Origin of the sequence: Streptococcus sp. HF-2466 (genome assembly GCF_015594645.1) — a bacterium.
Classification (GTDB): domain Bacteria; phylum Bacillota; class Bacilli; order Lactobacillales; family Streptococcaceae; genus Streptococcus; species Streptococcus anginosus.
The window spans coordinates 1-26,257 of sequence record NZ_JADNQU010000012.1; the positions used below are offsets into that span (position 1 = coordinate 1).

The 26,257-nt window shown below is 40.1% G+C and carries 24 protein-coding genes, 1 other RNA gene and 3 pseudogenes; 22 read left to right on the plus strand and 6 right to left on the minus strand.

What is annotated here, in order from left to right; translation table 11 throughout:
* Positions 1–322: 322 nt before the first annotated feature.
* Complete coding sequence (locus tag IYQ91_RS08510; RefSeq protein ID WP_195673588.1) at positions 323–673, minus strand: hypothetical protein; 351 nt, start codon at positions 671–673, stop codon at positions 323–325.
* A gap of 259 nt (positions 674–932) precedes the next feature.
* Between IYQ91_RS08510 and IYQ91_RS08515 the strand changes: the two genes are divergently transcribed.
* Genes IYQ91_RS08515 through IYQ91_RS08525 form a run of 3 tightly spaced genes read left to right on the plus strand, consistent with a single transcriptional unit; the run spans position 933 to position 4,314 of the window.
* Complete coding sequence (locus IYQ91_RS08515; RefSeq protein WP_037590407.1) at positions 933–1,394, plus strand: CtsR family transcriptional regulator; 462 nt, start codon at positions 933–935, stop codon at positions 1,392–1,394.
* Between the two features lie 3 nt (positions 1,395–1,397).
* On the plus strand, positions 1,398–3,827 hold the full coding sequence (locus tag IYQ91_RS08520) for an ATP-dependent Clp protease ATP-binding subunit (RefSeq protein WP_195673589.1): 2,430 nt from the start codon (positions 1,398–1,400) through the stop codon (positions 3,825–3,827).
* A 46-nt stretch (positions 3,828–3,873) separates the two neighbouring features.
* Complete coding sequence (locus tag IYQ91_RS08525) at positions 3,874–4,314, plus strand: GNAT family N-acetyltransferase (protein WP_003026500.1); 441 nt, start codon at positions 3,874–3,876, stop codon at positions 4,312–4,314.
* Positions 4,315–4,384: 70 nt separating this feature from the next.
* On the opposite strand, the gene dusB is transcribed toward IYQ91_RS08525, so the two are convergent.
* The 4 genes from dusB to IYQ91_RS08545 form a co-directional block, all read right to left on the minus strand.
* Positions 4,385–5,356: a tRNA dihydrouridine synthase DusB gene (gene dusB / locus IYQ91_RS08530; RefSeq protein WP_003026498.1), complete on the minus strand. Its 972-nt coding sequence runs from the start codon at positions 5,354–5,356 to the stop codon at positions 4,385–4,387.
* Positions 5,343–6,215, minus strand: coding sequence for an Hsp33 family molecular chaperone HslO (gene hslO, locus IYQ91_RS08535; protein WP_003026496.1), 873 nt, complete (start codon positions 6,213–6,215; stop codon positions 5,343–5,345). Before hslO ends, dusB begins: the two co-directional genes overlap by 14 nt.
* Before the next feature lie 220 nt (positions 6,216–6,435).
* Positions 6,436–7,707 carry a toxic anion resistance protein gene (locus IYQ91_RS08540; protein WP_003026493.1) on the minus strand — a complete coding sequence of 424 codons (1,272 nt, stop codon included), beginning with the start codon at positions 7,705–7,707 and terminating at the stop codon, positions 6,436–6,438.
* Between the two features lie 17 nt (positions 7,708–7,724).
* A complete protein-coding gene (locus IYQ91_RS08545) occupies positions 7,725–8,543 on the minus strand; it encodes a membrane protein (RefSeq protein WP_003026492.1) in 819 nt (272 codons plus the stop codon).
* 312 nt (positions 8,544–8,855) lie between these two features.
* Between IYQ91_RS08545 and IYQ91_RS08550 the strand changes: the two are divergent.
* Both IYQ91_RS08550 and IYQ91_RS08555 read left to right on the plus strand, forming a co-directional pair.
* Positions 8,856–9,107 (plus strand): annotated as a pseudogene (locus IYQ91_RS08550) (alcohol dehydrogenase); the annotation flags it as partial.
* Positions 9,108–9,229: 122 nt separating this feature from the next.
* Positions 9,230–9,787 carry a GNAT family N-acetyltransferase gene (locus tag IYQ91_RS08555; RefSeq protein WP_003026490.1) on the plus strand — a complete coding sequence of 186 codons (558 nt, stop codon included), beginning with the start codon at positions 9,230–9,232 and terminating at the stop codon, positions 9,785–9,787.
* 96 nt (positions 9,788–9,883) lie between these two features.
* On the opposite strand, the gene gshAB is transcribed toward IYQ91_RS08555, so the two are convergent.
* Positions 9,884–12,136 carry a bifunctional glutamate--cysteine ligase GshA/glutathione synthetase GshB gene (gshAB, locus tag IYQ91_RS08560; RefSeq protein ID WP_195673590.1) on the minus strand — a complete coding sequence of 751 codons (2,253 nt, stop codon included), beginning with the start codon at positions 12,134–12,136 and terminating at the stop codon, positions 9,884–9,886.
* Between the two features lie 288 nt (positions 12,137–12,424).
* Between gshAB and IYQ91_RS08565 the strand changes: the two genes are divergently transcribed.
* The 17 genes and pseudogenes from IYQ91_RS08565 to IYQ91_RS08640 all read left to right on the plus strand — a co-directional run bounded on the left by IYQ91_RS08565 (position 12,425) and on the right by IYQ91_RS08640 (position 26,243).
* Entirely contained in the window at positions 12,425–13,717 is a 1,293-nt protein-coding gene (locus IYQ91_RS08565; protein ID WP_195673591.1) for an adenylosuccinate synthase, read from the plus strand.
* A 269-nt stretch (positions 13,718–13,986) separates the two neighbouring features.
* Positions 13,987–14,886: a restriction endonuclease gene (locus IYQ91_RS08570; RefSeq protein WP_003026487.1), complete on the plus strand. Its 900-nt coding sequence runs from the start codon at positions 13,987–13,989 to the stop codon at positions 14,884–14,886.
* An 11-nt stretch (positions 14,887–14,897) separates the two neighbouring features.
* On the plus strand, positions 14,898–15,365 hold the full coding sequence (tadA, locus tag IYQ91_RS08575; RefSeq protein WP_195673592.1) for a tRNA adenosine(34) deaminase TadA: 468 nt from the start codon (positions 14,898–14,900) through the stop codon (positions 15,363–15,365).
* Positions 15,362–15,904 carry a hypothetical protein gene (locus IYQ91_RS08580; RefSeq protein WP_195673593.1) on the plus strand — a complete coding sequence of 181 codons (543 nt, stop codon included), beginning with the start codon at positions 15,362–15,364 and terminating at the stop codon, positions 15,902–15,904. The genes tadA and IYQ91_RS08580 overlap by 4 nt, the downstream gene beginning before the upstream one ends.
* 26 nt (positions 15,905–15,930) lie before the next feature.
* Positions 15,931–16,029: signal recognition particle sRNA small type (gene ffs, locus IYQ91_RS08585), an RNA gene on the plus strand.
* A gap of 334 nt (positions 16,030–16,363) precedes the next feature.
* Positions 16,364–17,713, plus strand: a complete 1,350-nt coding sequence (locus IYQ91_RS08590) for a glucose-6-phosphate isomerase (RefSeq protein WP_003026484.1) — start codon at positions 16,364–16,366, stop codon at positions 17,711–17,713.
* A 153-nt stretch (positions 17,714–17,866) separates the two neighbouring features.
* Complete coding sequence (gene glpK / locus IYQ91_RS08595; protein WP_195673594.1) at positions 17,867–19,378, plus strand: glycerol kinase GlpK; 1,512 nt, start codon at positions 17,867–17,869, stop codon at positions 19,376–19,378.
* 258 nt (positions 19,379–19,636) lie between these two features.
* Positions 19,637–19,996: a ribonuclease P protein component gene (gene rnpA / locus IYQ91_RS08600; protein ID WP_195673595.1), complete on the plus strand. Its 360-nt coding sequence runs from the start codon at positions 19,637–19,639 to the stop codon at positions 19,994–19,996.
* Positions 19,980–20,795 carry a YidC/Oxa1 family membrane protein insertase gene (locus IYQ91_RS08605; protein WP_024052327.1) on the plus strand — a complete coding sequence of 272 codons (816 nt, stop codon included), beginning with the start codon at positions 19,980–19,982 and terminating at the stop codon, positions 20,793–20,795. The genes rnpA and IYQ91_RS08605 overlap by 17 nt, the downstream gene beginning before the upstream one ends.
* Positions 20,796–20,807: 12 nt before the next feature.
* Entirely contained in the window at positions 20,808–21,845 is a 1,038-nt protein-coding gene (gene jag, locus IYQ91_RS08610) for an RNA-binding cell elongation regulator Jag/EloR (RefSeq protein ID WP_195673596.1), read from the plus strand.
* A 92-nt stretch (positions 21,846–21,937) separates the two neighbouring features.
* The gene (locus IYQ91_RS08615) at positions 21,938–22,579 is read left to right on the plus strand and encodes a ribonuclease P (RefSeq protein ID WP_195323413.1); all 642 of its coding nucleotides are present in this window, start codon (positions 21,938–21,940) and stop codon (positions 22,577–22,579) included.
* Between the two features lie 146 nt (positions 22,580–22,725).
* Positions 22,726–22,860 carry a 50S ribosomal protein L34 gene (gene rpmH / locus IYQ91_RS08620; RefSeq protein ID WP_003026476.1) on the plus strand — a complete coding sequence of 45 codons (135 nt, stop codon included), beginning with the start codon at positions 22,726–22,728 and terminating at the stop codon, positions 22,858–22,860.
* Positions 22,861–22,989: 129 nt separating this feature from the next.
* Positions 22,990–23,769 (plus strand): TatD family hydrolase, encoded by a 780-nt coding sequence (locus IYQ91_RS08625; protein WP_195673597.1) that lies wholly within the window; start codon positions 22,990–22,992, stop codon positions 23,767–23,769.
* Complete coding sequence (gene rnmV / locus IYQ91_RS08630; protein WP_195673598.1) at positions 23,769–24,341, plus strand: ribonuclease M5; 573 nt, start codon at positions 23,769–23,771, stop codon at positions 24,339–24,341. Before IYQ91_RS08625 ends, rnmV begins: the two co-directional genes overlap by 1 nt.
* 9 nt (positions 24,342–24,350) lie before the next feature.
* Positions 24,351–25,201: pseudogene (locus tag IYQ91_RS08635) on the plus strand (SDR family NAD(P)-dependent oxidoreductase).
* 210 nt (positions 25,202–25,411) lie between these two features.
* A pseudogene (locus IYQ91_RS10050) lies at positions 25,412–25,537 on the plus strand (ribonuclease M5); the annotation flags it as partial.
* Complete coding sequence (locus IYQ91_RS08640) at positions 25,527–26,243, plus strand: dimethyladenosine transferase (RefSeq protein WP_195673599.1); 717 nt, start codon at positions 25,527–25,529, stop codon at positions 26,241–26,243. The pseudogene IYQ91_RS10050 and the gene IYQ91_RS08640, both read left to right, overlap by 11 nt.
* Positions 26,244–26,257: the final 14 nt, after the last annotated feature.

Genomic DNA, 26,257 nt, shown 5'->3' on the forward strand with positions numbered 1-26,257 from the left:
TGCATGGGATAGCCTTTCTAAATGGTTTATTTTGCAATTCTATTTTACCAAGACTATCGCAACCATGCAAAAAGCAACGGCAAATCCGTTGCTTTTTTTGTAGCAAAGGGACTATTGTCCCAGACTCTTTTAAGGGTCCTTTGTCAATTGAAGTAGGTGACGGTATTGAAAAAGCTGCCAACGATTTTGAATCAGAAGTAGCTGCAACTATGGCTGCTGCTCTTGGTCAAAACTAAGGTAATCAATAATTAGCATTTAAATCATAAATAAAAAGGTTAGAGAGCTGGTGTAACTCTCTAGCCTTTTCTAGTAGCGTCTGCTATTATTTTACAATTCGTTTCGTGAATCCTTTGTGTGAAATGACTAAGTCTACAAAGATTAAAACAACTAAGGAGATAAGTAGATAAGTAATTTCAGAGTAGGTGAAAGCAATTCGATAAGTTTGTGTAAAAAGAATAGCAAAAACACTGGTAACAACGATGGCTAAATCAATTGTCCATTTTGTTTTAGGGTTTATTGAAGACGGTTCAAATAAAAATGGAGTAAATAAGCAGATGACTAACGGGACGACTTGAACATCTACATAGTCAGCAGAAATAATTGTAAAAAAGAATAAAGTTGAAAACAACCAAACCAGTATATGACGTGTATATTTGAACCAATTCATTTTCATTTATTTGGCCTCCTTTTATTATTATCGTCAAATTTTCATCTACATTATAACGCTTTAAAATTAAAAGGCAAGCGTTTACACTCAAATTATTCCTATTCTATAAGCTTTTTCACTTGCTTGAATAATCAGACTTTTCAGTTTTTCATTTAGGTCTTTTTCTTTCAAAAATAAGAGATTTTCGGTATAATATTAGTCAAAGATAGTCAATGTCAGTTGCTCATTTATGAAGCAAAAGAAAGAACTGGAAGAAAGGGTTGTCATGAGTCATAAGAATACGTCAGACAGTATTGAGGAATATATCAAAGCGATTTTAGCTCAAGCTGGGATTGCAGAGTTGAAGCGCAGTGAAATTGCAGATGTTTTTCAGGTTGTTCCAAGTCAGATAAATTATGTCATCAAGACACGTTTTACGGAAAGTCGTGGCTATGTTGTTGAAAGCAAGCGTGGCGGAGGCGGCTACATTCGGATTGGTCGGATTGAATTCTCTAATCATCATGAGCTGCTTTGTGATTTGCTGCATAGCGTTGGCGAGCAAATCAGTCAACAGGTCTTTACAGATATCATTCAGCTATTGTTTGATGAAAAAATCATGACAGAACGAGAAGGGAATCTTCTTTTAGCGACGACAACAGACAGGGTATTGGGAGTAAATGCTGCACGGATTCGTGCGCGGATGTTAAAGAAAATTTTACAACAAGTTGATAGAAAAGGGAAAAACTAATATATGAAATATTCAAAAGCTTTGACAGAAAGTATTGAGTCGGCGCAGCTGCTAGCAAGCCACTTTGAAACGGATTATTTGGAGTCTTGGCATTTGTTGATTGCCATGGCGAATAATCCTTATAGTGTTGCGGGTTCTGTTTTAAATGATTATCCGCTTGAAATTGATGATTTTGAGAAAGCAGCCTTTCATATCACAGGAAAGATTTATCAACAAGAGGGGAGCTTTACCATTTGGCCATTTTCTCATCGTATGAAAGTGTTGTTTTTGACAGCTGAGCGAATTGCAGAGGCTGTACATGCTAAGAATCTTGGGACAGAGCATGTGTTGTTAGCTATGCTATTTGACCGAGGAAGTTTGGCGGCACGTCTCCTTGAATTTACAGGATTTAGCTATGAGGATAAAGAAGGCGTTTTGCGCATGACTGATCTTCGGAAAAACTTAGAGCATAAGGCTAGCTGGGGTAAAGAAGATATAAAGGCTATTCGCCATTTAAATAAAAATACTGCTGCAGCAAAACAAACGATGGCCAATATGATGGGGATGCCTCCTTATACTAGTGGCGGACTAGAAGATTATACCCGTGATTTAACCGAAATGGCTCGTGCTGGTCTTTTAGAACCGGTCGTTGGGCGTGATAAAGAGATTTCTCGTATGCTTCAGATTTTAAGTCGCAAGACGAAAAATAATCCAGTGTTGGTAGGAGATGCAGGAGTTGGGAAGACAGCATTGGCCCTTGGTTTGGCGCAGTGTGTGGCTGCTGGTCAGGTTCCAAATGAGCTTGCAAAGATGAGAGTTCTGGAGCTGGATTTGATGAATGTGGTGGCTGGAACTCGTTTTCGTGGTGATTTTGAGGAACGGATGAACAATATTATCAATGATATTGAAGCAGATGGACATGTGATTCTCTTTATTGATGAGCTTCATACTATTATGGGTTCTGGCAGTGGGATTGATTCGACATTAGATGCAGCGAACATTCTCAAGCCAGCTTTGGCTAGGGGGACGCTCAGAACGGTCGGCGCAACGACACAAGAAGAGTACCAGAAATATATTGAAAAGGACGCAGCTCTTTCACGGCGATTTGCCAAAATTACTATTGAAGAGCCGACGGTAGCCGATAGTATTGCGATTTTACAGGGACTCAAGAAAAGTTATGAAGAACACCACAAAGTGGTGATTACAGATTCAGCGATTGAGACAGCTGTTAAGTATGCTCATCGTTATCTAACAAGTAAACATCTACCTGACTCGGCGATCGATTTGCTAGATGAAGCCGCTGCAACGGTACAAAATAAAGGTCCGCAAAATCATGTAAAAGCAGAATTGAGTGCAGCAGACGAGGCTTTAATGGCAGGCGATTGGAAAAAGGTTGGCACTTTGTTGGAGAAAGAGAGTCAGCCGATTGTCTATAAATTAAGAGTGAAAGACGAGGATGTTTTGGCAACGCTCAGCGGTTTATCGGGAATTCCTGTGCAAAAGTTGACGCAAACAGATGCGAAGAAATACCTCCATTTAGAAAAGGAGTTGCACAAACGGGTCATTGGGCAAAATGAAGCAATTTCTGCTATTAGTCGAGCGATTCGGCGCAATCAATCCGGTATCCGCACTAGCAAGCGTCCAATTGGCTCCTTTATGTTCTTAGGGCCAACCGGGGTCGGAAAAACTGAGCTGGCTAAGGCTTTGGCAGAAGTTCTCTTTGATGACGAAACGGCACTGATTCGTTTTGATATGAGTGAATACATGGAAAAATTTGCTGCCAGTCGCCTTAATGGAGCGCCTCCAGGTTATGTTGGTTATGAAGAAGGGGGCGAATTAACTGAAAAAGTTCGCAATCGTCCATACTCTGTACTCCTCTTTGATGAGGTAGAAAAAGCACATCCTGATATTTTCAATGTGCTTCTCCAAGTCTTAGATGACGGGGTGCTGACAGACAGCAAGGGGCGTAAGGTGGATTTTTCCAATACCATTATCATTATGACCAGCAATCTTGGTGCGACAAGTTTGCGGGATGATAAGACGGTCGGTTTTGGAGCGCGTGATGCTCGCTTTGATCATGAAAGCATGGAAAAACGGATGATGGAAGAGCTCAAGAAAAGTTATCGTCCGGAATTTATCAACCGAATTGATGAAAAGGTTGTTTTCCATAGTCTGACTAGCGAAGATATGCAGGAAGTGGTAAAAATTATGGTGAAACCACTCATTGTCAGTCTTGCTGAAAAAGGAATTGAGCTTAAATTCCAACCTAGTGCTTTGAAACTTCTGGCTAAAGAAGGTTATGACCCTGAAATGGGAGCTCGTCCACTGCGCAGAACTCTACAAACCCAGGTAGAAGATCATTTATCAGAATTACTTTTAGCTGGTGAGTTACAGATGGGACAAAGTTTGAAAGTCGGTGTCAAAGCTGGACAGCTGAAGTTTGAAGTGCTCTGAGTTTTTATACGAAGCATTCATCTGGGAATAGATAAGGTATTTTAATATGAACATTCGTGAAATGACAGAAACGGATTATGATCAGGTTTATCAATTGTGGTTATCATGTGCAGGCATGGGATTGAATGATTTAGATGATTCAAAAGAGGGAATTGCTCGGTTTTTGCAGAGAAATCCTCAAACTTGTCTGGTGGCAGTAGAAAATCAAACGATTATCGGAGCGATTTTAGCTGGTTCGGACGGACGAAGGGCCTATATCTACCATACAGCTGTTCATCCGAACTATCGTAGGAGAGGGATTGCAAGACAGCTGGTTGAAACGGTTTTAACCGTCCTAGATGATTTGAAAATTCATAAGGTTGCCTTGGTTGTCTTTAAAAGGAATGCAGAAGGAAACAAGTTTTGGGAGAAATTAGGATTCTCTGTTCGAGAAGATCTCATTTACCGCAATCAAGCAAGGACTGAAATGGTTCGGCTGGATACCTAGTAGAAATGACTAATAAAAAACATCAACCATTTAGGAATAATTTCCCAGATGATTGGTGTTTTTTTAATGTTTAAACTTGTAGTAATTCTTCAATTTCTGCAAGACTGTTGGCTTGGGAAATAGCGCTGCGGAGTTTGGCAGCACCAGCTGTTCCGCGGAGGTAATGAGGTGCTAAGCCACGAAATTCTCTAATGGCGATATGCTCTCCTTTAAGGTCAATCAAGCGCTTCAAATGATCGTAAGCAATGTGCATTTTATCCTCAAAGCTGAGGTCGGGCAAGATTTCTCCCGTTTCAAAATAGTGATTGATTTGATGAAAGAGGTAAGGATTGCCCATGGCAGCGCGTCCAATCATGACTGCGTCAGCACCGACTTCTTCTATACGCTGTTGAGCATCTTGGACAGTACGAATATCGCCATTGGCAATAAAAGGAATCTTGGTTAAGGCTTGCGCAACATTGTGGAGGGTTTCAAGATCAGCGTGACCAGTATACATCTGCTCGCGTGTACGTCCATGCATAGCCAGCGCTGCCGCACCAGCAGCTTCAGCTGCAAGAGCATTTTCCACAGCTAGTGAGGCATCTGCCCAACCAGTACGCATTTTCACGGTTAACGGAATATCTAGAACAGAACGAACTTTATTGATAATAGAATAGATTTTTTCTGGATCTTTGAGCCATTTTGCCCCAGCTTCGTTTTTAACAATTTTATTGACGGGACAGCCCATATTGATGTCCACAATATCTGTTTGGGTATTTTCTTGGATAAATTCGGCTGCGCGCGCCAAACTATCTTCGTCACTGCCAAACAACTGAATGGAAACGGGATGTTCTTCTTCGTCAATATGCAGCATGTGGAGTGTTTTTTCGTTGTTGTATTGAATGCCCTTGTCTGAAACCATTTCCATGACGACAAGTCCTGCGCCAAGCTCTTTTGCAATTGTCCGAAAAGCCGAATTGGTCACTCCTGCCATAGGAGCGAGAACCGTTCGGTTGGGAATTTTCACATTGCCAATCAGAAAAGGGGTGTTAAGATTTGTCACGAATGAGTTCCTCCAAGTCTTTTTCGTCAAAATGATATGTGCTTTGGCAGAATTGGCAAGTGATTTCAGCACCGTGGTCTTCATCTCGCATTTCTTCAAGATCTGACTTAGGTAGACTTGAGAGGGCATTTAAAAACCGATCTTTGCTGCAATCACATTGGAAGCGGAGTTCTTCTTCTGACAATCGTTTGTAAGGTTCGTTGCCGTAGATAGCTGAAAGCAGGGCTTCAATATGGTTTTCGGATTCTAAAAGTGTTGAAATAGCAGGCATTTCTTGGATTCGCTTTTCAAAGCGAGCGATTTCTTCTTCTTTGGCACCAGGAAGGACTTGCAAGAGGAAACCACCAGCAACCTTGACCTTGTCATTGGCATCTAGTAGAACATTTAACCCGACAGCTGACGGAGTTTGCTGGCTTTCTGTTAGATAGAATGCCAAATCTTCGCCAATCTCACCGGATACAAGTGGTGTCATAGAATGATAAGGATTTCCAGTTCCATAGTCTGTAATGACGAGGAATTCGCCATTTCCAACGAATGGTCCGACCAGCACTTCGCCAGTCGCGGTTTTTTTAATGTCTACGCCGGAATTTTGCACATAACCTTTGACAGTACCTTTTGTATCTGCAACGGTGATAATAGCACCGAGAGAGCTTGTCCCTAGCACTTTGACGGTGATTTTTGTATCTCCTTTTTCGTTTGCGGCAAGGATTTGACTGGCAATGAGCGTGCGACCTAGTGCTACAGTTGAGCTGGCCTGAGTATGATGTTTTTCTTGAGCTGTCCGAACGATTTCAGTACTGTCTAGTACATAAGCTCGGAAAGCTCCGTTTTCTGAAATTGTTTTAATAATCTTGTCCATACCCTTTATTGTAACATAAAAAAAGAAAAGGGAGCGAGACAAAAATCGGTATTTCGTAAGAAATTGATTTTGTTGTCCCACCCCGCATAGTTGACGAGGCTGTTGTCATTCTTTGCGTAGCAAGGAGTGACAACCACCAAGCACCTATTTCGTTTCGATGAGAAAATAGTATATCGTAAGAATTTAGGAAACTTTTGTCCTAAACTCTTGTTCCAGTCCATTAGTTTTCGTTTGTAGTCCGTTCATCCACTTCTTTTTGAGTTTCTTTTCCCTGATCTAGCAGAGCCTGGATAATCTTTTGGTCGCGTAGTTTAATAGAGTCGTTAATGGTTTCAGCGGATTGGATCACAGTCGCTTCAAGGAGAGCGCGTTTCTCCCGTCCTTTGTCAATGGCTTCGATAATACCTTGGTTTTGAGCGACTAAGCTTTCAGCCAACTTAGTAACAGATTCGACAGCAATTGTTGGATTTTGCGAGATTCTCTCCATTTGTGGAATGACTTCTTTGCTGGTTTCAGCCAGCATTTGAAGCGCTGCATTGTTGGCATTAGAAATAGCGTCCGCTACCTGACCAGATTTCATTGATTGTTGCAAAATACCTAGTTGAGCAATAGAGAGCTTCATGGTCGGAATGGTGTTGCGACGGAGCATGCCGAGTTTTTGGCGCATATCAGAAGACACCTTCACGAGATTACGCATTTGCGGGGTAGTAGCCCAAGCAACATACAGACGGCTGATGTATTCAGTGTGTTGCTGTTCCAATGTATTGACAACTTCAGTCAAGCGGGCCAATTCTTGTGATTTGGTTTGGTAATCAAGAGTGGCAGTATCTAATTGTGCCACTTCATTTTGAAGAGTCAAGGCACGCGCACCGGCTTCTCTTTGACTGGCTTCGATAAAGGAAATGACACCGACTAGATTTTCAATGGATTTGGTATTATCTTCAATCAACATCTCAGCAGAAACGATATTGCGTGCGAGTACATCTTCTTGCTTGACGACAGTAGCAGCCATTCCGTCCATTTTTTGCTCGATATTTTGTGAATCAAAATAGAACTCTTGCAAGGTATTCTTACTTTGTTTAAAGAGTTTTTCTAAGAAATTTGGCTTTTTATCTAGTTCTGCAATTTGAGCATCCTTGTACTTAGCAACAAAACCATTTAACTCTTTATTAGTGTTTTTTAGCAATTCATCGACTTGTGGGATTTGAAGTTTCTTTTGCTCGGCTAAAATACGGTTGACAGTGTTATTAACATCTTCGACCGCGGCTTGTCCAAAATCTAAAAGAGCATTTTGGTCGGAAATAAAGTTATCTACCAACTGAGGGGCTTTTGCCATGATAGCATTTTGTTGTTCAGGAGTTAATTTCTCCAAAAAAGTTAACTGCCCATTTGCTTGAGTTTTGGTTGATTCAATGATTTCGGTGGTTTTATCCGTTTTCGTAATGGCATTGTTAGCGATTTTGTCAATGTCGAAGTTAAATTCTTGGCTCATAAGGTCTCCTTTTGATGTTATAGTTCTGTGTTCGTCTCTTTTTTAGTTAAAATCCGCAAGCTGATGTCAAAATCTCGTAGATCAGCTTCGTTAAGCTGACGGAGTGTTTCATCCAAGTCTAAATCAAACTGCTCAATAGCCGCTTTGGCACTGGAGAGCCGTTCCTTGGCATTGTAAAAATCTTTCGGGGAAGCCTTGATTTTTAGGTAGCCTTCTAAAATATCCTCATAATGCTCCATTTGAGATTGATGGATCGCAGTTAATTCTTCCTTGTTGTTGCTTTCTGACTGAGAAATTTTCTTGAGAATAGCTTCATGGTCGGTTTGGATATTGTGAATGGTTTCGAGCAATTCTGGTGCTAATTCTTCAAGGCTTGACTTTGTACTCTCAGCATCTTGCGTGCGGAGGTTGTAAAGTTGAGCATGAATGTCTGCTGTTACGTCTCGCACTTTCCGTTGAATCCGCTGGTAAATCTCAGGTGAGATATGTTTTTTCAAGGTATCAGTCCGACCTTGGATATAGCTTAATTGAGGCAAGAGTTGTTCAGCTAACTGTTGGTATTTTTCATAAGCCTTTTCTTCCAGATAAGCATCTAATTGTTTGATTCGACTATCTGCGGCACCGATTTCCTCTTTCAAATCTTCAATTTGCTGACTGGCGCTAGGTCCTGTGATTTTTTTCGGCTGATGGGTTGCATAGTAGTAAATTCCGTAGCCTATACCGACAGCAAAGAGGATCGGGATGAGGTACTGCATAATAATACCGACTGCGATAAAAATAAGTAGTATACCAATCCATCTTCTAGAACGTACATTTCTATAATCTCTTCTGGACATAAATTATCTAATCCCGTTTCTTCTGAAATTTCTAAGTCTATTTTAGCATAAAAATGTATAAAAGACGGTACTGAACGATATGTTTAATAAAAAGTTTAGTTGAAAATAATCATGGACTGCTCAGATTTTTCAAAAATTTCTTGACTTAGAGTGCACTCCAAGGTATATAATAAAAGTGTAAATATTTTATCTTTTTGATGAATGTGGAGCATCATCTTTTTAATAGAGAAAGGAACAATAAGATGAAAGCAGCAGTTTTTGTAGAACCAGGAAAAATGGAGGTAAGAGAGGTTGCGCGTCTAGATGCTATTTGTCGGACGCGTCGGTGTGCCACATACAGGGGACATCAACATAGGTGACTACTGGATGGTCAACTTGGCAATGGCTGGTGGACCGGCTTCTTGTACAACTTATGACAAAGAAATCTTGCTAAAAGCAGTTCTAGATGGTCAAATCAATCCTGGTAAAGTTTTCACTCAATCTTACAAATTAGAAGACATTGACCAAGCCTACAAAGACATGGCTGATAGAAAAACGATTAAAGCGATGATTGTGATGAATTAAGAGTTCCGAAAGAGGTTGGTAGAATCCGGCCTCTTTTATGATTGTGAATTTTAGTTCAATAGTTCTCAAATACCTTCATTTTTGATAAAATAAAAGAAAAGCAGTTAAAAAGGGAGAAAATCATGTCTTTAACCAGTCAGATTATTACAGCTGAATTTCCGGATTTAGAAAAAGTAGAACAACTCAATACAGAAGCCTTTCCTGAGGAGGAGCGTGCACCGCTATCGGAGTTGCTGCGATATGGAGATGGGGAATATTCCCATTTCTTTGCCTTTTATGATGGCGACGAATTTGTCGGTTTTGCCTTTTCAGTTTACAATGAAAGAGCCTTTTATATCAGCTTTTTTGCGATTATGCCTCATTTGCGCAGCCACGGTTATGGTGGCAAAATTATTGATAAATTGGTGGATTTTTACCAAAGGACAATGGTTTTAGAGGTAGAACGCCTTGACGAGCCTTGTGATAATCTGGAACAGCGAAAAGCTCGTATGGATTTCTACCAGCGAAATGGTTTTCGCTCCTCACATGCCTACTTAGAATACGACGGTTTAAGTTTTGAAATTCTTTATAAAGGACCGTTTTTTGATGAAGAAGCCTATCGGGACATTTTCAAAAAAATCCAAGAAGATGGTTATTTTGAATTTGAAATTAAGCATGGTCATGGAAGAGACTGGGAGTAGCTGAGAAATTCTAGCAGATATTTCTATTTTTCATTGAAAGTTATACATAAAAAAACGAGCTGTTGTTTTCAGCTCGTTTTACAGTGTATTTAGTATTTAATGGATTTCTGGGAAAAGTTTGGCCAAAATTTTAGGTGTAATGCTTTGACCGGGACCTTCTGCGCAATAAGTGTGCATATACATGGATGGATTGAAATTCAGCTCAATGCAGGTGCAGTGGGGCTCATTTTTGCTGGCTGGAAGTGTGCTATTCGGGATAATTAAATCCACGCCACAGACCCAAGCTCCTATAGCAGCTGCCATTTCTGCTGCTAGTTCCTTATAGGAGGTGTGCATGATTTCAGTCACATCTACTGAGTCTCCACCAGTAGAAATATTAGAATTACGGCGAAGAAAGACTTGACCTCCTTTTGGTAAGATATCGTCTGCTTTATAACCTTGCTGTTCTAGCATGAGTAGCTCGATCTCTCCTAGTTTGATTCTTTCCAAAGGAGAGCGGTGATCTCGACCGCGCAGGGGATTGGTATTTTTAAAAGCTACCAATTCTCGAATAGTATGCTGACCGTCTCCTATAACGTTGGCTGCTAAGCGCAGAAGCACTGCCTCACATTTTCTGTCGAGGACAAAGAAGCGATATTCGGTTCCTGCGATAAATTCCTCAACAAGGACAGAGCTATCCTCTGAAAAGGCAATCTCCAATGCTTTTTGGTAACTGTCTCGATTGGCAGGTGCTTGAAAAATAGAAATTCCTAACCCGAAATTGGTGGATTTGGGTTTGACAACAATCGGCTTATTTTTGATAAAGGGATAGTAAGCTATTCCTTCTTCCAGAGTGAAAAATTCGGCTCCAGCAGGAACAGGAAAGCCAGCAGCAGATAAAATTTTCTTAGTTACTGTCTTATTTGCCATCGCAAGAGGCACGATATAGTTGTCCTTTGAGGTCATATTGCCATTTTTGACATACTCGATATGATCTTTATGTTGAAGCTTTAAAAACTGGTCACTTTCGTCCAAGATTTCTACTTGCACCCCTTTTTGAATAGCGTCAAAGAGGAGCATTTGAGTGGAGAGTTCCATATTTTCATAGCCTTTTAGCGCATAATGTGCATGCCAAGCGTAGTTGTGGTATTCTTTGGCTTTTTCTAAACCAAAGGCTTCTAAAGACTGGTTTCGAAGATAAGGCAAGAGCTGAGCGGAAAGGGTCAGACTGGGGGCAGCAACTGCATTTTTTACATGATGAAACAGGTCTTGATAATAGGAGCTTAATCCGAACTGGTGGATGACAGCTTGCATGGCTCTAAGGAGCAGATCGCTATCAGCTTCAACGGGCAGAGGAGTCAGAGGGTGGCTAAGAGCTATTTTTTCATTTAGAGCATGAGCTTGCTCTAGGATCTCATCAGGGTCTGCTATATCATCTAGCCAGAGCAAGGCAAGCAAAAAGAGATGAACCGTGTCCATGGTCTCTTGGCTGATTCCTAGCACTTCAAAAGGATTGAGGTCAAAACAGCGGAATTCCAAATAGGTAATTCCTTTTTCTAGGTAATTCCGATTTTCTTTTTGCCCACGGAAGCGGACGGGTGTGTAGCATTCTTTCTCGGCAATTAAATCGCCTTGTGCTACGTATTTCTCTATATCGCTTACATAAGACTCTAGTGAAGCATAGGAAATGTGAATCTTTTTATCGTTTACATATCCCAAATCGCTGTTGCGGATAGAGCGTACAGGCTGAGAAATCTTTCTCGTCAAGAATCCTTCCTCAGCAATTGGTGCTGCCCCGTATAAATAAGTCAGAAACCAGCGAAAACGTAAAAAGTTTCGAGCCAATTTGAGATAGAGGTTATTTTTAAAAAGTCGAATATTTTGGTAATCACTGACCTTGAAAAGGGCTTGAATCAAGTCTGTTCCTAATTCCACATTGTAGTGAATGCCTGAGATGGCTTGTAGCGTTTTTCCATATTTTTCTGCTAAACTTTCTCGATAATGACGCTCAAAATCGTTTTCTAAATGAGCGATTTGAATTTCTGCTGGTGACAGTTTTGGGGGCATAGAGAGTGGCCAGATTGCTTCATTTTTTTGGATGGTGCGTCCAGCTACATCAGTAATGGCAGCGAGAAAACGCCTTGCTTCTTTTGTAGAAGTTGCAATCGGGGTGATGAGTTCTAATTGCTGCTCACTAAAATCGGTCTGAATCGTCGGGTGAAAATTACGGCTGCCAAAGGCTTGAGGGTGAGAAGTTTGCGCTAATTTTCCGTCTTGATTGATGCGCAAGCCCTCCCTTTCCAATCCGAAAGTAGCTTGTAAAATAGGTGCATCTGTTGCTAATTTTTCGAATAAGTGATTGATGTTCATGGGAAATACCTGTTTATTTTCTAATACTTTTAGTCTATTATAAAAATGCTCAGAAAACAAATTTCTACTACGTTTTCCGAACTTTTTTAAAAGAAAACGATTCTATTTTAGATAGGATAAGAATTTTCCAAAAGAGGGGGACTCAAACTTCGTCATTTGCAAACGACTGCGATAGTCTTATCTTGAAAAAAGAAGGAATTTTTCTTATAATAAGATGTAAGATATAATTGCAGGTGAAACTCCTGCCATGTAGACAAGAAAGGACGAGCGCTTAGCTCAGACAAAATTATGACATCAGTTGTAGTTGTAGGAACCCAGTGGGGAGATGAAGGAAAAGGAAAGATTACAGATTTCCTTTCAGCTAATGCCGAAGTTATTGCCCGTTATCAAGGCGGAGATAATGCCGGTCATACCATTGTAATTGACGGTAAAAAGTATAAATTGCACTTGATTCCATCCGGTATTTTCTTCCCAGAGAAAATCTCTGTTATCGGAAACGGAATGGTAGTCAATCCCAAGTCTCTTGTAAAGGAATTGGCTTATTTGCACGAGGAGGGTGTCACGACAGATAACCTTCGGATTTCAGATCGTGCTCATGTTATCCTTCCTTACCATATTGAGTTAGATCGCTTACAGGAAGAAGCCAAAGGTGATAACAAAATCGGAACGACTATTAAGGGAATTGGTCCAGCTTATATGGACAAAGCAGCTCGCGTGGGAATCCGAATTGCTGATCTTTTGGATAAGGATATTTTCAGAGAACGTTTGGAGCGTAATCTTGCCGAGAAGAATCGTCTTTTTGAAAAACTCTACGACAGCACAGCTATCCAATTTGACGATATTTTTGAAGAATACTACGCATACGGTCAGCAGATTAAACAATACGTGACAGATACTTCTGTTATCTTGAATGATGCTCTTGATCAAGGCAAACGTGTCCTTTTTGAAGGGGCACAGGGAGTTATGCTAGATATTGACCAAGGCACTTATCCATTTGTTACCTCTTCCAATCCTGTTGCAGGTGGTGTGACGATTGGTTCCGGTGTAGGTCCAAGCAAGATTGATAAGGTTGTCGGAGTTTGCAAAGCCTATACCAGTCGTGTTGGTGACGGGCCATTCCCGACAGAACTATTTGATGAAGTAGGCAATCGCATTCGTGAAGTTGGACATGAATATGGAACGACAACAGGGCGTCCTCGTCGTGTTGGTTGGTTTGATTCAGTTGTTATGCGTCACAGTCGCCGTGTGTCTGGGATTACCAACCTTTCCCTCAATTCAATTGATGTTTTGACGGGACTGGATACGGTTAAAATCTGTGTAGCTTACGACCTAGACGGAGAACGTATTGACCATTACCCGGCTAGTTTAGAGCAACTCAAACGCTGCAAACCAATCTATGAAGAATTACCAGGTTGGTCAGAAGACATTACAGGTGTTCGCAGTTTAGAAGAGTTGCCAGAAAATGCACGCAACTACGTCCGTCGTGTCAGTGAATTGGTCGGTGTCCGCATCTCTACTTTCTCTGTTGGTCCAGGTCGTGAACAAACCAATATTTTAGAAAGTGTTTGGTCAAGTTTGTAATAGAAATTATAATCGGAAGCGAGTTCAAGCTCGCTTTTTATGTGTAAAAAACAAAGAATTTAAAAATTTTTAAATAATACGTCTCTTCTTAAGTTAATTTTAAGCTGGCTAGGTTATACTAAAACCATCAGATGAAGACCTCCTAACTTTATTTGATAGAAATCCTAAACTTTTTCATAATAATCTCCTGAAAGCCATCGAAAGGTGGCTTTTTTATATTTTCAGGTTTATAACATGATATAATAAATGGAGAGCAAAGGAGATAAATGATGAACTTTACAGATTTGTCTAATAAAGAACAGGAAAAAATAATGATAAGTGAAATTATCAGGAATTTAAAAAAGCTAGGTGGCTATGCAACCAAACGAGAGTTGCTAGATGCTATTAAAAAGGGAGAAAATACGATAGATGAGAATTTTTTTGAGGAAGAAAAAGTGTCTCAAAAAAGTGGAAAAATTTATAAACCTAGTGATTACACTTTTAATTTTTCTGCCAAAAGTTTGCTTATCACGGGCTATCTTTCTAAACCAAAGCAATCGACTTTTGAATTGACAGAATTAGGTAGAAAAGTGAAACTGGATGAGCATTTTGCTAGCGATATTCAACAGAAAGCCATTCAATTTTGGAAAAATGAGAAGAAGTCAAAACAATTCTTCAAGTTATCCTTTGAAAAGGAACTTAAACATTCACTAGATGACTCAAAAGAAAATTGGAGAGTTGAGTTGACAAGAGCTTTAAAATCTATGTCACCACAAAAATTTGAAACTTTTGCTCGTGGTCTAGTCAAGGAGATGGGTGTCAAACTAGATGAAAAAATTGGGGTTAGTTATACTAATGATGGTGGTTTAGATGGTTTTGGCTATATTACTAGTACAGATGACTTCAGAACCAATCGTGTAGCTATCCAAGCAAAGCGTTGGGAAAATAATGTTCCTTCTCCGGAGATTGATAAATTCCGCGGTGCAATGGATAAATACAATGCAGAATATGGTATTTTTATTACAACTTCTGATTTTTCAAGAAGTGCCATTGAAGCAGCTCGTCAAGGAACTAGAGTCATTACTTTAATTAATGGAGAAGATATTGCGGATCTAGTTGCCAAATATAAACTTCATGTCAGAGAAGTCACGACTTATGAATTAGGAGATTTTTATCATACAGAGGATTAGATGGTTAAAAGATGAACTATACAGTTGAAGAAAAAGAATTTTTTATGCGGGAGGCTTTGAAAGAAGCAGAGATTGCGCTTGTTAATGATGAAATTCCGATTGGCTGTGTCATTGTCAAGAACGGGGAAATTATCGGTCGTGGGCACAATGCGCGTGAGGAGCTGCAGCGAGCTGTCATGCACGCAGAAATAATGGCGATTGAAGAAGCCAACGCTTATGAAAAAAACTGGCGCTTGCTAGATACGACTCTATTTGTCACTATTGAGCCTTGTGTCATGTGTAGCGGTGCTATTGGTTTGGCTCGCATTCCGCAGGTTATCTACGGTGCAAAGAATCAAAAATTTGGTGCTGCCGGTAGCCTCTATGATATTCTAACAGATGAACGACTCAATCACCGAGTTGATCTTGAAAGTGGGATTTTGGAAGCAGAATGTGCTCAGATGATGCAAGATTTTTTTAGAAAGAGGAGACAAAAATGAAACATTGGCTAAGTGCTTTGTTCTTTCTTTTAACATTGCTGTTTATTGGGTTGCTGATAGGCAATGTAGAATTTCAGGCTTGGGCTTTTACACGTCATCAAAACCAGCTATCTTGGTATATTCGTCCGATTCTCATTTTACCGATTATCTATTTCTCTTATCGAAAGAGCCTTCTTGGCATTTCTGCTAGTATCTTTGCTCTCTTTACCAGTATGATTTGGTTTTGGGTGCCAAAGACGACCTCTCCTTTGGTAAAAGAGTTTCTAGCTTACGAGCAAGATTTCTTGCAGGCAGATTGGAATCTCAAAAAAGTTTTGTTTGCTTTTTTGGTAATTAGTTTCTTTCTACTTCTGATTAGAGCAACTTGGCTCCATAGTTGGAAATTGTTGACATTACTGTTAATTATCACGGCCTTTTTGAAAATGCTCTGGTCCTATCTAGATAGTGGTAGAGCTGGTTTAACGATTGTTGTACCAGCGATTCTAGGTTTATTCATCTGCTTATTTTTCCTTTCTTTTTGGAAAAAAGGAAAATCTTAATTGGCACAAAAACAAATTTATGGTATAATACTTATCGGAGCAACAATTCTGCGTGAAGCGGGTCAGAGGAGGAATCCAGCAGCCCTAAGCGAGTGTGAATTGTGTGCTCTTTTTTGCTTTGCAAAAACGAATATAAAAAGCGAAATGAAATATAGAAATAGTTTAGCAGGAGTGGGAATTATGCTCTTCAATAGTTATTCTAGAGTGCGGATTATAGTTTGCTGTTAGATAAAATTTGTTCATACTTAAAATTGAAAGCGTTTTTTTAACTTTTTCGGACTTATTATTTCCAGAATTTTCGCTATTTACGCAAACGATTGCCTACAAGCCCAGCATGAGGTTGTGATTTTTGAGAATCAGATACAAAAAATAAATTGGAAACGTTTTATTCAAGAAAATTGCTTGATAAAAAAGTGGTAAAGCGGTATCATAGTAGGGAAGAAAAATTGGAGGACTATAATGACACATATTCAGTTTAATTACTCAAACGTGCTTGGAAAATTTGTTGCACCGCATGAAGTAGATTACATGCAAACACAAGTTTCTGCGGCAGATGAACTGTTGCGCAAAGGAACTGGTGCAGGAAGTGACTTCCGTGGCTGGCTTGACCTTCCAGAAAACTATGACAAAGAAGAATTCGCTCGCATTTTGAAAGCGGCAGAACAAATCAAATCAGACAGCGATGTTTTGGTCGTGATTGGGATTGGTGGGTCATACCTTGGAGCAAAAGCAGCGATTGATTTCTTGAGCAATCATTTTGCAAACTTGCAAACCAAAGAAGAACGCAAAGCTCCACAAATCCTTTATGCTGGAAATTCTATTTCATCTACTTACCTTGCAGACTTGGTAGAATACGTTTCAGATAAAGATTTCTCAGTTAATGTGATTTCTAAATCAGGGACAACGACAGAACCTGCTATTGCTTTCCGCGTCTTCAAAGAACTTTTGATTAAAAAATATGGTGAAGCTGAAGCTAACAAACGTATCTATGCGACAACTGACCGCCAAAAAGGTGCAGTTAAGGTGGAAGCAGATGCCAATGGTTGGGAAACATTTGTGGTGCCAGATGACATTGGCGGACGTTTCTCTGTATTGACAGCAGTAGGACTTCTACCAATTGCAGCATCAGGCGCAGACATCAAAGCCCTTATGGAAGGTGCTAATGCTGCTCGTAAGGACTACACTTCAGATAAGATTGCAGAAAACGAAGCTTATCAGTACGCAGCTCTTCGTAACATCCTTTATCGCAAAGGCTATGCGACTGAAATTTTGGTTAACTACGAACCATCTCTGCAATACTTCTCAGAATGGTGGAAACAATTAGCTGGTGAGTCAGAAGGAAAAGACCAAAAAGGTATTTATCCAACATCTGCTAATTTCTCAACAGACCTTCACTCTCTTGGACAATTTATCCAAGAAGGTGCGCGTATTATGTTTGAAACAGTTGTCCGTGTGGACAAACCACGCAAAAACGTGACGATTCCTGAATTGGCAGAAGACTTGGACGGACTTGGCTATCTTCAAGGAAAAGATGTTGACTTTGTTAATAAGAAAGCGACAGACGGTGTACTTCTGGCTCATACTGACGGTGATGTGCCAAATATGTATGTAACACTTCCTGAGCAAGACGCCTTTACTCTTGGCTATACTATTTACTTCTTTGAGTTGGCTATTGCTATTTCTGGCTACTTGAATGCTATTAACCCATTTGACCAACCAGGTGTAGAAGCTTACAAGAAAAATATGTTTGCTCTTCTTGGAAAACCAGGATTTGAAGAATTGAGCAAAGAATTAAACGCTCGTTTATAATGTGTAAATAATGGAACGGCTTCTGGAAGGAAGTCGTTTTTATATGCTTGAAACAGAGTTTAAGTGAAATTTTCACAAAAAACAGGAGAAAAGAATAGAAAGAAAGCGCTTTATTGTGTATAATAAAAGCAGAACATACAATGGAGGCGTTTTATGTCACAAGAAACCTATATTATGGCGATTGACCAAGGGACAACCAGCTCACGGGCGATTATTTTCAATAAAAAGGGTGAGAAGGTTGCCACGAGTCAAAAAGAGTTTACTCAGATTTTTCCACAGGCGGGCTGGGTTGAGCACAATGCAAATGAGATTTGGAATTCTGTGCAGTCGGTCATTGCAAATGCTTTTATTGAAAGTGGCATCAAGCCCACAGAGATTGAAGCAATCGGCATTACCAATCAACGGGAGACAACGGTTGTGTGGGATAAAGAAACGGGCTTGCCCATTTACAATGCCATTGTCTGGCAGTCTCGGCAAACAGCTCCTTTAGCAGAAAAGCTCAAGCAAGATGGATATGTAGATTTCTTTCATCAAAAAACAGGTTTGATCATAGATGCTTATTTCTCTGCGACCAAGGTACGCTGGATTTTAGATCAGGTAGAGGGAGCGCAGGAACGTGCAGAGCGAGGAGAATTGCTCTTTGGTACGATTGATACCTGGTTAGTCTGGAAATTAACGGATGGTGCAGCTCATGTGACTGATTATTCAAATGCAGCGCGGACCATGCTATACAATATCAAAGAGCTCCAATGGGATGATGAGATTTTGTCCTTACTCAACATTCCTAAAGCGATGTTGCCAGAAGTTCGCTCGAATTCAGAAATTTACGGTAAAACAGCACCTTATCATTTTTATGGTGGAGAGGTACCAATTGCAGGAATGGCGGGCGATCAGCAGGCAGCTCTCTTTGGGCAATTAGCATTTGAGCCGGGAATGGTGAAGAATACTTATGGGACAGGCTCTTTCATCATTATGAATACTGGTCAGGAGTGCAATTTATCCAAAAATAATCTTTTGACGACCATTGGTTATGGGATAAATGGCAAAGTAACTTATGCTTTGGAAGGTTCGATTTTTATTGCGGGTAGTGCCATTCAGTGGCTTCGTGACGGTCTTCGTATGATTGCTAGCTCACCTGAGTCTGAGCGATATGCAAAAAAATCCACCAATGAAAATGAAGTATATGTTGTTCCAGCCTTTACGGGGCTTGGAGCGCCTTATTGGGATCCAGAAGCAAGAGGCTCTATTTTTGGCTTGACGCGTGGAACGAGTAAAGAGGACTTCATCAAGGCAACTCTGCAATCCATTGCTTATCAAGTGTGCGATATCATTGATACCATGCAAATGGACACAGGCACGGCTATTCAAGTTCTGAAGGTAGATGGTGGTGCTGCCATGAATGATTTCCTCATGCAGTTCCAAGCAGATATTCTGGGAATTGAGTTAGCGCGTGCGGCAAATTTGGAAACGACAGCTCTTGGGGCAGCTTTTCTGGCAGGTCTTGCGGTTGGTTATTGGAAAGACATGGAGGAGTTGAAAACATTAAATGCGGTCGGGGAAACATTCCAGCCAACTATGTCAGGGCTAGAGCGCCAAAAATTGTACAAAGGCTGGAAAGCAGCAGTTGCAGCCACGCAATTTTTTGCAAAAGAATCTAGCAAATAGTTGAAAAATATAACTATGAATTACAAGTGTCGTGTCGGTAATCATTTAGTATAAGATACGAGAAGAGGGATTAGGAGCCAATCTTAGTCGCTCTTCTTTACTTTACTAACTCTTTTAGCATTAAATTTTCAGACTAAGAGTGAATTACATGCGTTTTGTATCAGTTGGATAGAGTAAAATGGTGAATATGCCTGCTCTTATTGGTTTTTTTGAAAATTATGGTATAATAGATATAATTTTGGTAGATGGAGTTGAGTTTTGAAGAAAAGCTATCGCGTCAAGAGCGAGAAAGATTTTAATGCGATTTTCAAAAGTGGGCAAAGTTTTGCCAATAGAAAATTCGTCATTTATAAATTAGAAAAGAAACAAAGACACTTTCGAGTAGGAATATCTGTCAGTAAAAAACTGGGAAATGCAGTAATGCGCAACAAGATTAAGCGCCGTATTCGACACGTTTTGATAGCTCATCAAGCAGAGCTAGCGACGCTTGATTTTGTCGTCATTGCACGAAAAGGTGTGGAAATTCTGACTTATCAAGAATTAGAGCAAAATTTGCTTCATGTACTAAAAATAGCAAAAATTTATCAGGAAGGTTTGAGTAGTGAAAAAGAAAAGTAAACTGGCGGGGCTTTTAGTTTTAGCTTCGCTCATCTTAACGGCGTGTGGGACGAGTGAGGTCACAGCGAGTTCGCCGGATTTATGGGAGAGATTTGTCTATTTCTTCGCCGTAACGATTCGTTTCCTGTCATTCAATGGAAGTACAGGAATTGGGATTATCCTTTTCACATTGATTATTCGGACAGTTCTTTTGCCTGTTTTCCAATTGCAGATCAATGCTTCTCGGAAAATGCAGGAAGCGCAGCCGTTAGTGAAAGAATTGCAGGCGAAGTATCCAGGACGCGACATGGAAAGTCGCAGTCGTTTGGCAGAAGAAACACAAAAGCTGTATAAGGAATTAGGAGTAAAGCCATCGGCATCATTTTGGCCCTTGCTCATTCAAATGCCTGTGTTGATTGCCTTGTATCATGCTTTGACGCGTGTTGAATTTCTTAAAGTAGGGCACTTTCTATGGCTGAATCTGGGCGCGACAGATCCCTATTATATTTTGCCAGTTTTAGCAGCTGTTTTCACCTTTTTGAGTACTTGGTTGAGCAATAAAGGAATGGCAGAGCGTAATGGCTTGATGACAGGAATGATGTTTGTCATGCCGCTATTTGTCTTCTTCTTTGCCATGAGTGTAGCAAGTGGGGTTGCTTTATATTGGAGCACATCGTATGCGTATCAGGTGTTCCAAACGCTTTTACTAAGCAATCCGTATAAAATCATTGCAGAAAGAGAAGCGAAAGCGACTGCTGAGCGGGAACGTGAAGAAAAGAAAAAACGTGCTTATCGTAAAGCACAAAAAAAGAGAAAGTAAGGAGGCACTTGTATGGTATTATTTACAGGAGCGAGTGTTGAAGAAGCCATTCAAAATGGCTTGCGCGAGTTAGATATTCCACGGATGAAAGCACATATCAAAGTGATTTCTCGTGAGAAAAAAGGATTTTTAGGATTATTTGGCAAGAAATTAGCCCAAGTTGATGTGGAACCTATTAACGAAACAACTGTAGTAAAAGCTAACCAAAAAGCTGTCAAAGGTGTTCCGGAAGCAATCAACGCTCAAAATGAGCCCGTTAAAAGCGTGAGTGAAGCAACTGTTGACTTAGGACATGTTGTTGCAGCCATTAAAAAAATCGAAGGAGAAGGCAAAGAAATCTCAGATGATGTCAAAGCTGAAATTTTGAAGCACGAAAAAGAAGCTAGCACGATTCTTGAAGAAACAGGCACAATTGACTTATTGAAAGATAGTGACATCGTAAATTTTCAAAAATCGGTCGCTCAAGAAGAAAAGACAACTGACAAGATTATTTCTTTTGACCAGGCTGTAGAAAAGCGCTCGGAAGTCCAACCGATAGCTGAAGAGCCGGCTGATTTTGAAGATTTGGGCATTCAAGTGGAAGAAAATTATGATGTTGAAGAAGTTGTTGCGAGTGTGACGGGCTATGTGCAAAACATCGTGGACGAAATGGATGTTGAAGCTAGCATTGCAAGTGCTCATAATCATCGGACAATCAATATGCAGATTGATACCAATGAGCCTGGTCGCATTATTGGCTATCACGGAAAAGTGCTGAAAGCTCTTCAATTGTTGGCACAGAATTATCTTTATAATCGCTATTCTAAGAGTTTTTACATTTCTATCAATGTCAATGATTATGTAGAACATCGAGCAGAAGTTCTACAAAGCTACGCTCAGAAGCTAGCTGATCGTGTGTTGGAATACCAACATAGTCAAAAAACCGACCCTATGTCTAACAATGAGCGGAAAATTATTCACCGAATTATTTCTAAAATGGACGGGCTTACCAGCTATTCAGAGGGTGACGAACCAAACCGTTATGTTGTTGTGGATATTGACAGTGAATAATAAACTAAGGACTGAGAAGAATTTCTTTTCAGTCTTTCTTTCCGTTTAGTCCACTAATTGACGTGCTTGAGATTGATAAGAAAGGAGCTTACATGTCTATTTTTCCAGCTATTGAAACTTACTTAGCATTACAAGGACATAAATATATTTCTCCTGATAAAGCGGGAGAATTGAGAGAAATGATGCTTGATTTCAAACAGAAAGGTCAGGCAGCACGCGCGGAATTTTCGGACTTGGTTAAGCAATTTCAAAGATTTTATCCAAAATTAACTCTGGAGCGTACCAGCAACTGGATGAATCAAGCTCAAATTTTGCGTCCCCATTTTTGGAACTACTTGCGCGGTTGTGGCGATGTCACAGAACCAATGTTTGCGCTGCGTTTATATGGGAAGCCAAGAGATTTTGGAGTATCGTTAGAAGTCAGCTTTATCGAGCGCAAGAAAGATGAAACCAGTCTGACGAAGCAAAATCGAGTTTTGCAGGTGCCAATCGCAACTCCGGTTTATTACTTGGCTCAAATAAATGGAGTCAGTCAACGATTTGCTGGAACAGAAGAAAATCGACAGTATTTGAGCCAACAAGTAAAAACAGGGCAAGTCCGTAAAGTCTTAGTGAAATACGATGTAGATTTAGCCCAAGCCACATCAATAAGGCAAGTTCTGGATGAGCTTCAGGCTGCTATGATAACACTCATTCCTTTTTATGAGGCAACCAGAGAATTGTACGAGGTTTAGACAAACTTTCTTGAGGCTTTAGCAAAAACAATTTCGCGCTGCTATTGACAAAAGGCTTAGAATCATATAGAATAATAAAGTATGTTTAGTAACTGATCACAATAGCCGGCTAAACGAATACAAGAATCTAAGAGGAGGTATTCAAAGTGAAACGTACTTATCAACCAAGTAAAATCCGTCGTGCGCGCAAACATGGTTTCCGTCATCGTATGGCAACTAAAAACGGTCGTCGCGTACTTGCTAGCCGTCGTCGTAAAGGACGCAAAGTTTTGGCTGCATAATCCAAACGAATACAAGATGAAGAACCAACGGAAACTCGAGGCCGCTGGTTTTTTTGTTGGATAACAAAGAGACAATCTGCATTTACCACGAGATTTTGATATAATAGAAACTGATATAAAGAGGAATGAATGATGAAAATTTTTGACACACATACACACCTCAACGTGGACAATTTTGCAGGAAAAGAAGCTGAAGAAATTGCTTTTGCTCGCGAGTTAGGTGTCACTAAGATGAATATTGTGGGTTTTGATGCAGAAACCATTGAAAAGTCGCTAGCGCTGTCTCGTCAATATGACGAACTTTACAGTACGATTGGCTGGCACCCGACGGAGGCAGGTTCTTATACGCAGGAAGTTGAGGACATGCTTATCAGTCATTTGCACGATCCCAAAGTTATTGCCCTCGGTGAGATTGGTCTGGACTATCATTGGATGACAGCACCGAAAGAAGCGCAAGAGCGTGTTTTTCGGCGGCAGATTCAGTTGTCAAAAGATTTGGACTTGCCTTTTGTAGTGCACACTCGTGATGCTTTGGACGACACATATGAGATTATTAAAAGCGAGGGTGTGGGTCCTCGTGGGGGCATTATGCACTCTTATTCAGGTTCTTTGGAAATGGCAGAGCGTTTTACCCAGCTTGGTATGATGATTTCATTTTCGGGTGTGGTCACGTTTAAGAAGGCTGTAGATGTGCAGGAAGCTGCGCAAAATCTCCCTTTGGATAAAATCCTAGTTGAAACGGACGCACCTTACTTAGCTCCTGTTCCCAAGCGTGGGCGTGAAAACCGAACGGCTTATACTCGCTATGTTGTAGACAAGATTGCAGAACTTCGTGGTTTGACTGTCGAAGAAGTTGCGCAAGCAACGTATGAAAATGCGCTGCGAATATTTAATTTGAAAGAAGATTGATGAAAGAAAAGATTTCTCAGGTTCTAGTTGTAGAAGGTCGAGATGATACGGCCAATCTCAAACGGTATTTTGACGTCGAAACTTACGAAACAAGAGGGTCTGCAATTTGCCAAGAAGATATGAAGCGTATTAAACGTCTTCATGACCTGCATGGAGTGATCGTTTTTACTGACCCAGATGTCAATGGTGAGCGGATTCGTAGGATGATCATGACCGCTATTCCTAGTGTTCAGCATGCTTTTTTAAGGCGTGATGAAGCCGCTCCTAAGTCTAAAAATAAAGGGAAGTCATTGGGTATCGAGCATGCTTCTTATGAAGATTTAAAAGCTGCTCTTTCTCAGGTAACTAAAAATTTTGAAAAAAAGACTGATTTTGATATCACACGTTCAGATTTGATCCGCTTAGGATTTCTGGCAGGCAATGACAGCCGCAAACGTCGTGAATTTTTAGGAGAAGAACTCCGTATTGGCTATTCAAATGGGAAACAGTTGCTTAAACGCTTAGAATTATTTGGGATAAATTTAGCAAAAGTTGAGAGCGTGATGGCGCATTATCAAGAAAGTGAAAAGTAAAGGAATAGTATGAAAAAATGTATCATAACAGGTGGAAATAGCGGGATAGGTTATCAAGCAGCTAAACAGCTAGCTGATAAAGGCTGGCAGGTAACGATTTTTTGTCGTAGTAAAGAGAGAGCTGAGAGCGCCTGTGAGACAATCATTAGTGAAACTGGTAATTCTCATGTCAGCTACCTATTAGCAGATCTTTCTGACTTGACGAGTATCAAAACAGCTATTGAAAATTATATCCAGACTCAAGGAGCGCTTGATGTCTTGATAAATAATGCTGCTGACTTTGATTTATCAATTAAGCAACCAGTTTTAACCAAAGATGGATTGGAAAAGCAGTTTGCGACCAATGTTGTAGCTCCTTTTTTGCTATCCCAGTCTTTTATTCCCTTATTGAAAGAGTCCGAGAGTGGTCGCATTCTCAATATTTCATCGCAAGGTTTACAAGCCTATCCTTTTATTAAATTGAATTTTGATAATCTAAAGGGCGAACAATCTTACAGCCCTTCAAAAACTTATTACCAGAACAAATTAGCGCTTCTGATGCTGACCTTAGCGATGAGAGCAAGGTACAAAGACGTTACAATTCAGGCTATCAGAGTACCTAGTGTTAAGGTAGATATGAAGCGTTATAGTCACCTTTCTTCCTTTATGAAAAACCTATACAAACTGAAATCTCGATTCTCAATTTCGCCTGAAGAAATGGCACAAACCTATGTCGCTCTCGCTACGGGAACAGCTATAACGGCTTTTTATACAATGAAAAATGCCAAGAAGTCAAAGCCAATCGCTCGGTTTATGATCAAGAGGCGCAAGAGAAACTCTACCGAATTTTGACGCAACTAACAGAGAAAACCGGAGAATAATAATCGAATATTATAGCGTTTAGTACGTTTTTTTAAAGCATGATGAGTGTTAAGGGGGATTTACCTGGCGATAATAAGTCAACTTTGATATTTACAAAAGATTATGTTTGAAGTGCTTGATAGTGATGATGACTGATGTCACTAATGAAACAGTATGCGCTACTGGTTTCGCAGGAAGTTGATGTCCAAAAATGTTGTGGATTCTGAGTTGAAGAATTCCGCAGGGGCTATTCAAATGGGAAACAATTGCTTAAACGCTTGGAATTATTTGGGATTGGATTGACAGATGTTGAAAATGTAATGAAAGAGTACGAAAGGAAGCGAGATGGCAAATAGAAGTTATATTTATTTTAAAAACGGAGATGAGGTACGTGTTTTAGCGGAGGGAATTTATACGATTCCTTATTTCTGGCAACTATTTTGGGGTGAAGAAGAGCTGCAAGCGGCTATTGATTTGTGGCAAAAAGCAGAAGAGCTTGAAAAAGAAGATAAAGAGAAGACAGAAGAATTTTATCGGACACAGGATACGGGGATTGCTCTTTCTGATGAAAACTTTCATCAGAATGCTCGTCGCAATCGCTCCTTTTTAGAGCAGCATGCTCCACAGACTTTGCAACTGTACGATGACTTTGTGTGTTACATTACTGCAAATATCAAAGAGGGCGATACGCTAGGATTTGACGTTTTAGAAATTATTTCTATGGACGAGTTGCCTATTGCTTCTGACAAACTTTTAAAAAATGTCCGAGCTATTCAGCAAAATCGACCAGAAGATTTAGATTTTTCTTTAGCGGACGAGGATTTGCTTGGGATAGCTATGGGTTTCCCAGATGATTATGCTTCAGACATGCTGCCAGTAGATAATATTCTAAATTCGGTTGCTTACCAAGATGAGTTTAAGAAACGTAAAAATCAAAAAAACAAGCAAATGGCTGATGTGACTGAATCTACTTCAACAGAAACTAAACGCCGTATTCATCTGGCATTTTGGATTTTGCTTGTGCTGGGAATTATGCGAATTTTATATATTTTATTCAGCTAATAGATAGAAAAGAG

Excerpts from the sequence above, each read along its gene's own strand:
- IYQ91_RS08615 (WP_195323413.1), top strand. The coding sequence starts at position 21,938 with ATGTCTATTTTTCCAGCTATTGAAACTTACTTAGCATTACAAGGACAT.
- IYQ91_RS08640 (WP_195673599.1), top strand. The coding sequence starts at position 25,527 with ATGGCAAATAGAAGTTATATTTATTTTAAAAACGGAGATGAGGTACGT.
- rnmV (WP_195673598.1), top strand. The coding sequence starts at position 23,769 with ATGAAAGAAAAGATTTCTCAGGTTCTAGTTGTAGAAGGTCGAGATGAT.
- gshAB (WP_195673590.1), bottom strand. The coding sequence starts at position 12,136 with ATGAACATCAATCACTTATTCGAAAAATTAGCAACAGATGCACCTATT.
- tadA (WP_195673592.1), top strand. The coding sequence starts at position 14,898 with ATGAACTATACAGTTGAAGAAAAAGAATTTTTTATGCGGGAGGCTTTG.
- hslO (WP_003026496.1), bottom strand. The coding sequence starts at position 6,215 with ATGGACAAGATTATTAAAACAATTTCAGAAAACGGAGCTTTCCGAGCT.
- IYQ91_RS08625 (WP_195673597.1), top strand. The coding sequence starts at position 22,990 with ATGATGAAAATTTTTGACACACATACACACCTCAACGTGGACAATTTT.
- IYQ91_RS08525 (WP_003026500.1), top strand. The coding sequence starts at position 3,874 with ATGAACATTCGTGAAATGACAGAAACGGATTATGATCAGGTTTATCAA.
- IYQ91_RS08580 (WP_195673593.1), top strand. The coding sequence starts at position 15,362 with ATGAAACATTGGCTAAGTGCTTTGTTCTTTCTTTTAACATTGCTGTTT.
- IYQ91_RS08510 (WP_195673588.1), bottom strand. The coding sequence starts at position 673 with ATGAAAATGAATTGGTTCAAATATACACGTCATATACTGGTTTGGTTG.
- IYQ91_RS08545 (WP_003026492.1), bottom strand. The coding sequence starts at position 8,543 with ATGTCCAGAAGAGATTATAGAAATGTACGTTCTAGAAGATGGATTGGT.
- IYQ91_RS08570 (WP_003026487.1), top strand. The coding sequence starts at position 13,987 with ATGAACTTTACAGATTTGTCTAATAAAGAACAGGAAAAAATAATGATA.
- jag (WP_195673596.1), top strand. The coding sequence starts at position 20,808 with ATGGTATTATTTACAGGAGCGAGTGTTGAAGAAGCCATTCAAAATGGC.
- IYQ91_RS08515 (WP_037590407.1), top strand. The coding sequence starts at position 933 with ATGAGTCATAAGAATACGTCAGACAGTATTGAGGAATATATCAAAGCG.
- IYQ91_RS08565 (WP_195673591.1), top strand. The coding sequence starts at position 12,425 with ATGACATCAGTTGTAGTTGTAGGAACCCAGTGGGGAGATGAAGGAAAA.
- IYQ91_RS08555 (WP_003026490.1), top strand. The coding sequence starts at position 9,230 with ATGTCTTTAACCAGTCAGATTATTACAGCTGAATTTCCGGATTTAGAA.
- IYQ91_RS08540 (WP_003026493.1), bottom strand. The coding sequence starts at position 7,707 with ATGAGCCAAGAATTTAACTTCGACATTGACAAAATCGCTAACAATGCC.
- IYQ91_RS08520 (WP_195673589.1), top strand. The coding sequence starts at position 1,398 with ATGAAATATTCAAAAGCTTTGACAGAAAGTATTGAGTCGGCGCAGCTG.
- glpK (WP_195673594.1), top strand. The coding sequence starts at position 17,867 with ATGTCACAAGAAACCTATATTATGGCGATTGACCAAGGGACAACCAGC.
- IYQ91_RS08590 (WP_003026484.1), top strand. The coding sequence starts at position 16,364 with ATGACACATATTCAGTTTAATTACTCAAACGTGCTTGGAAAATTTGTT.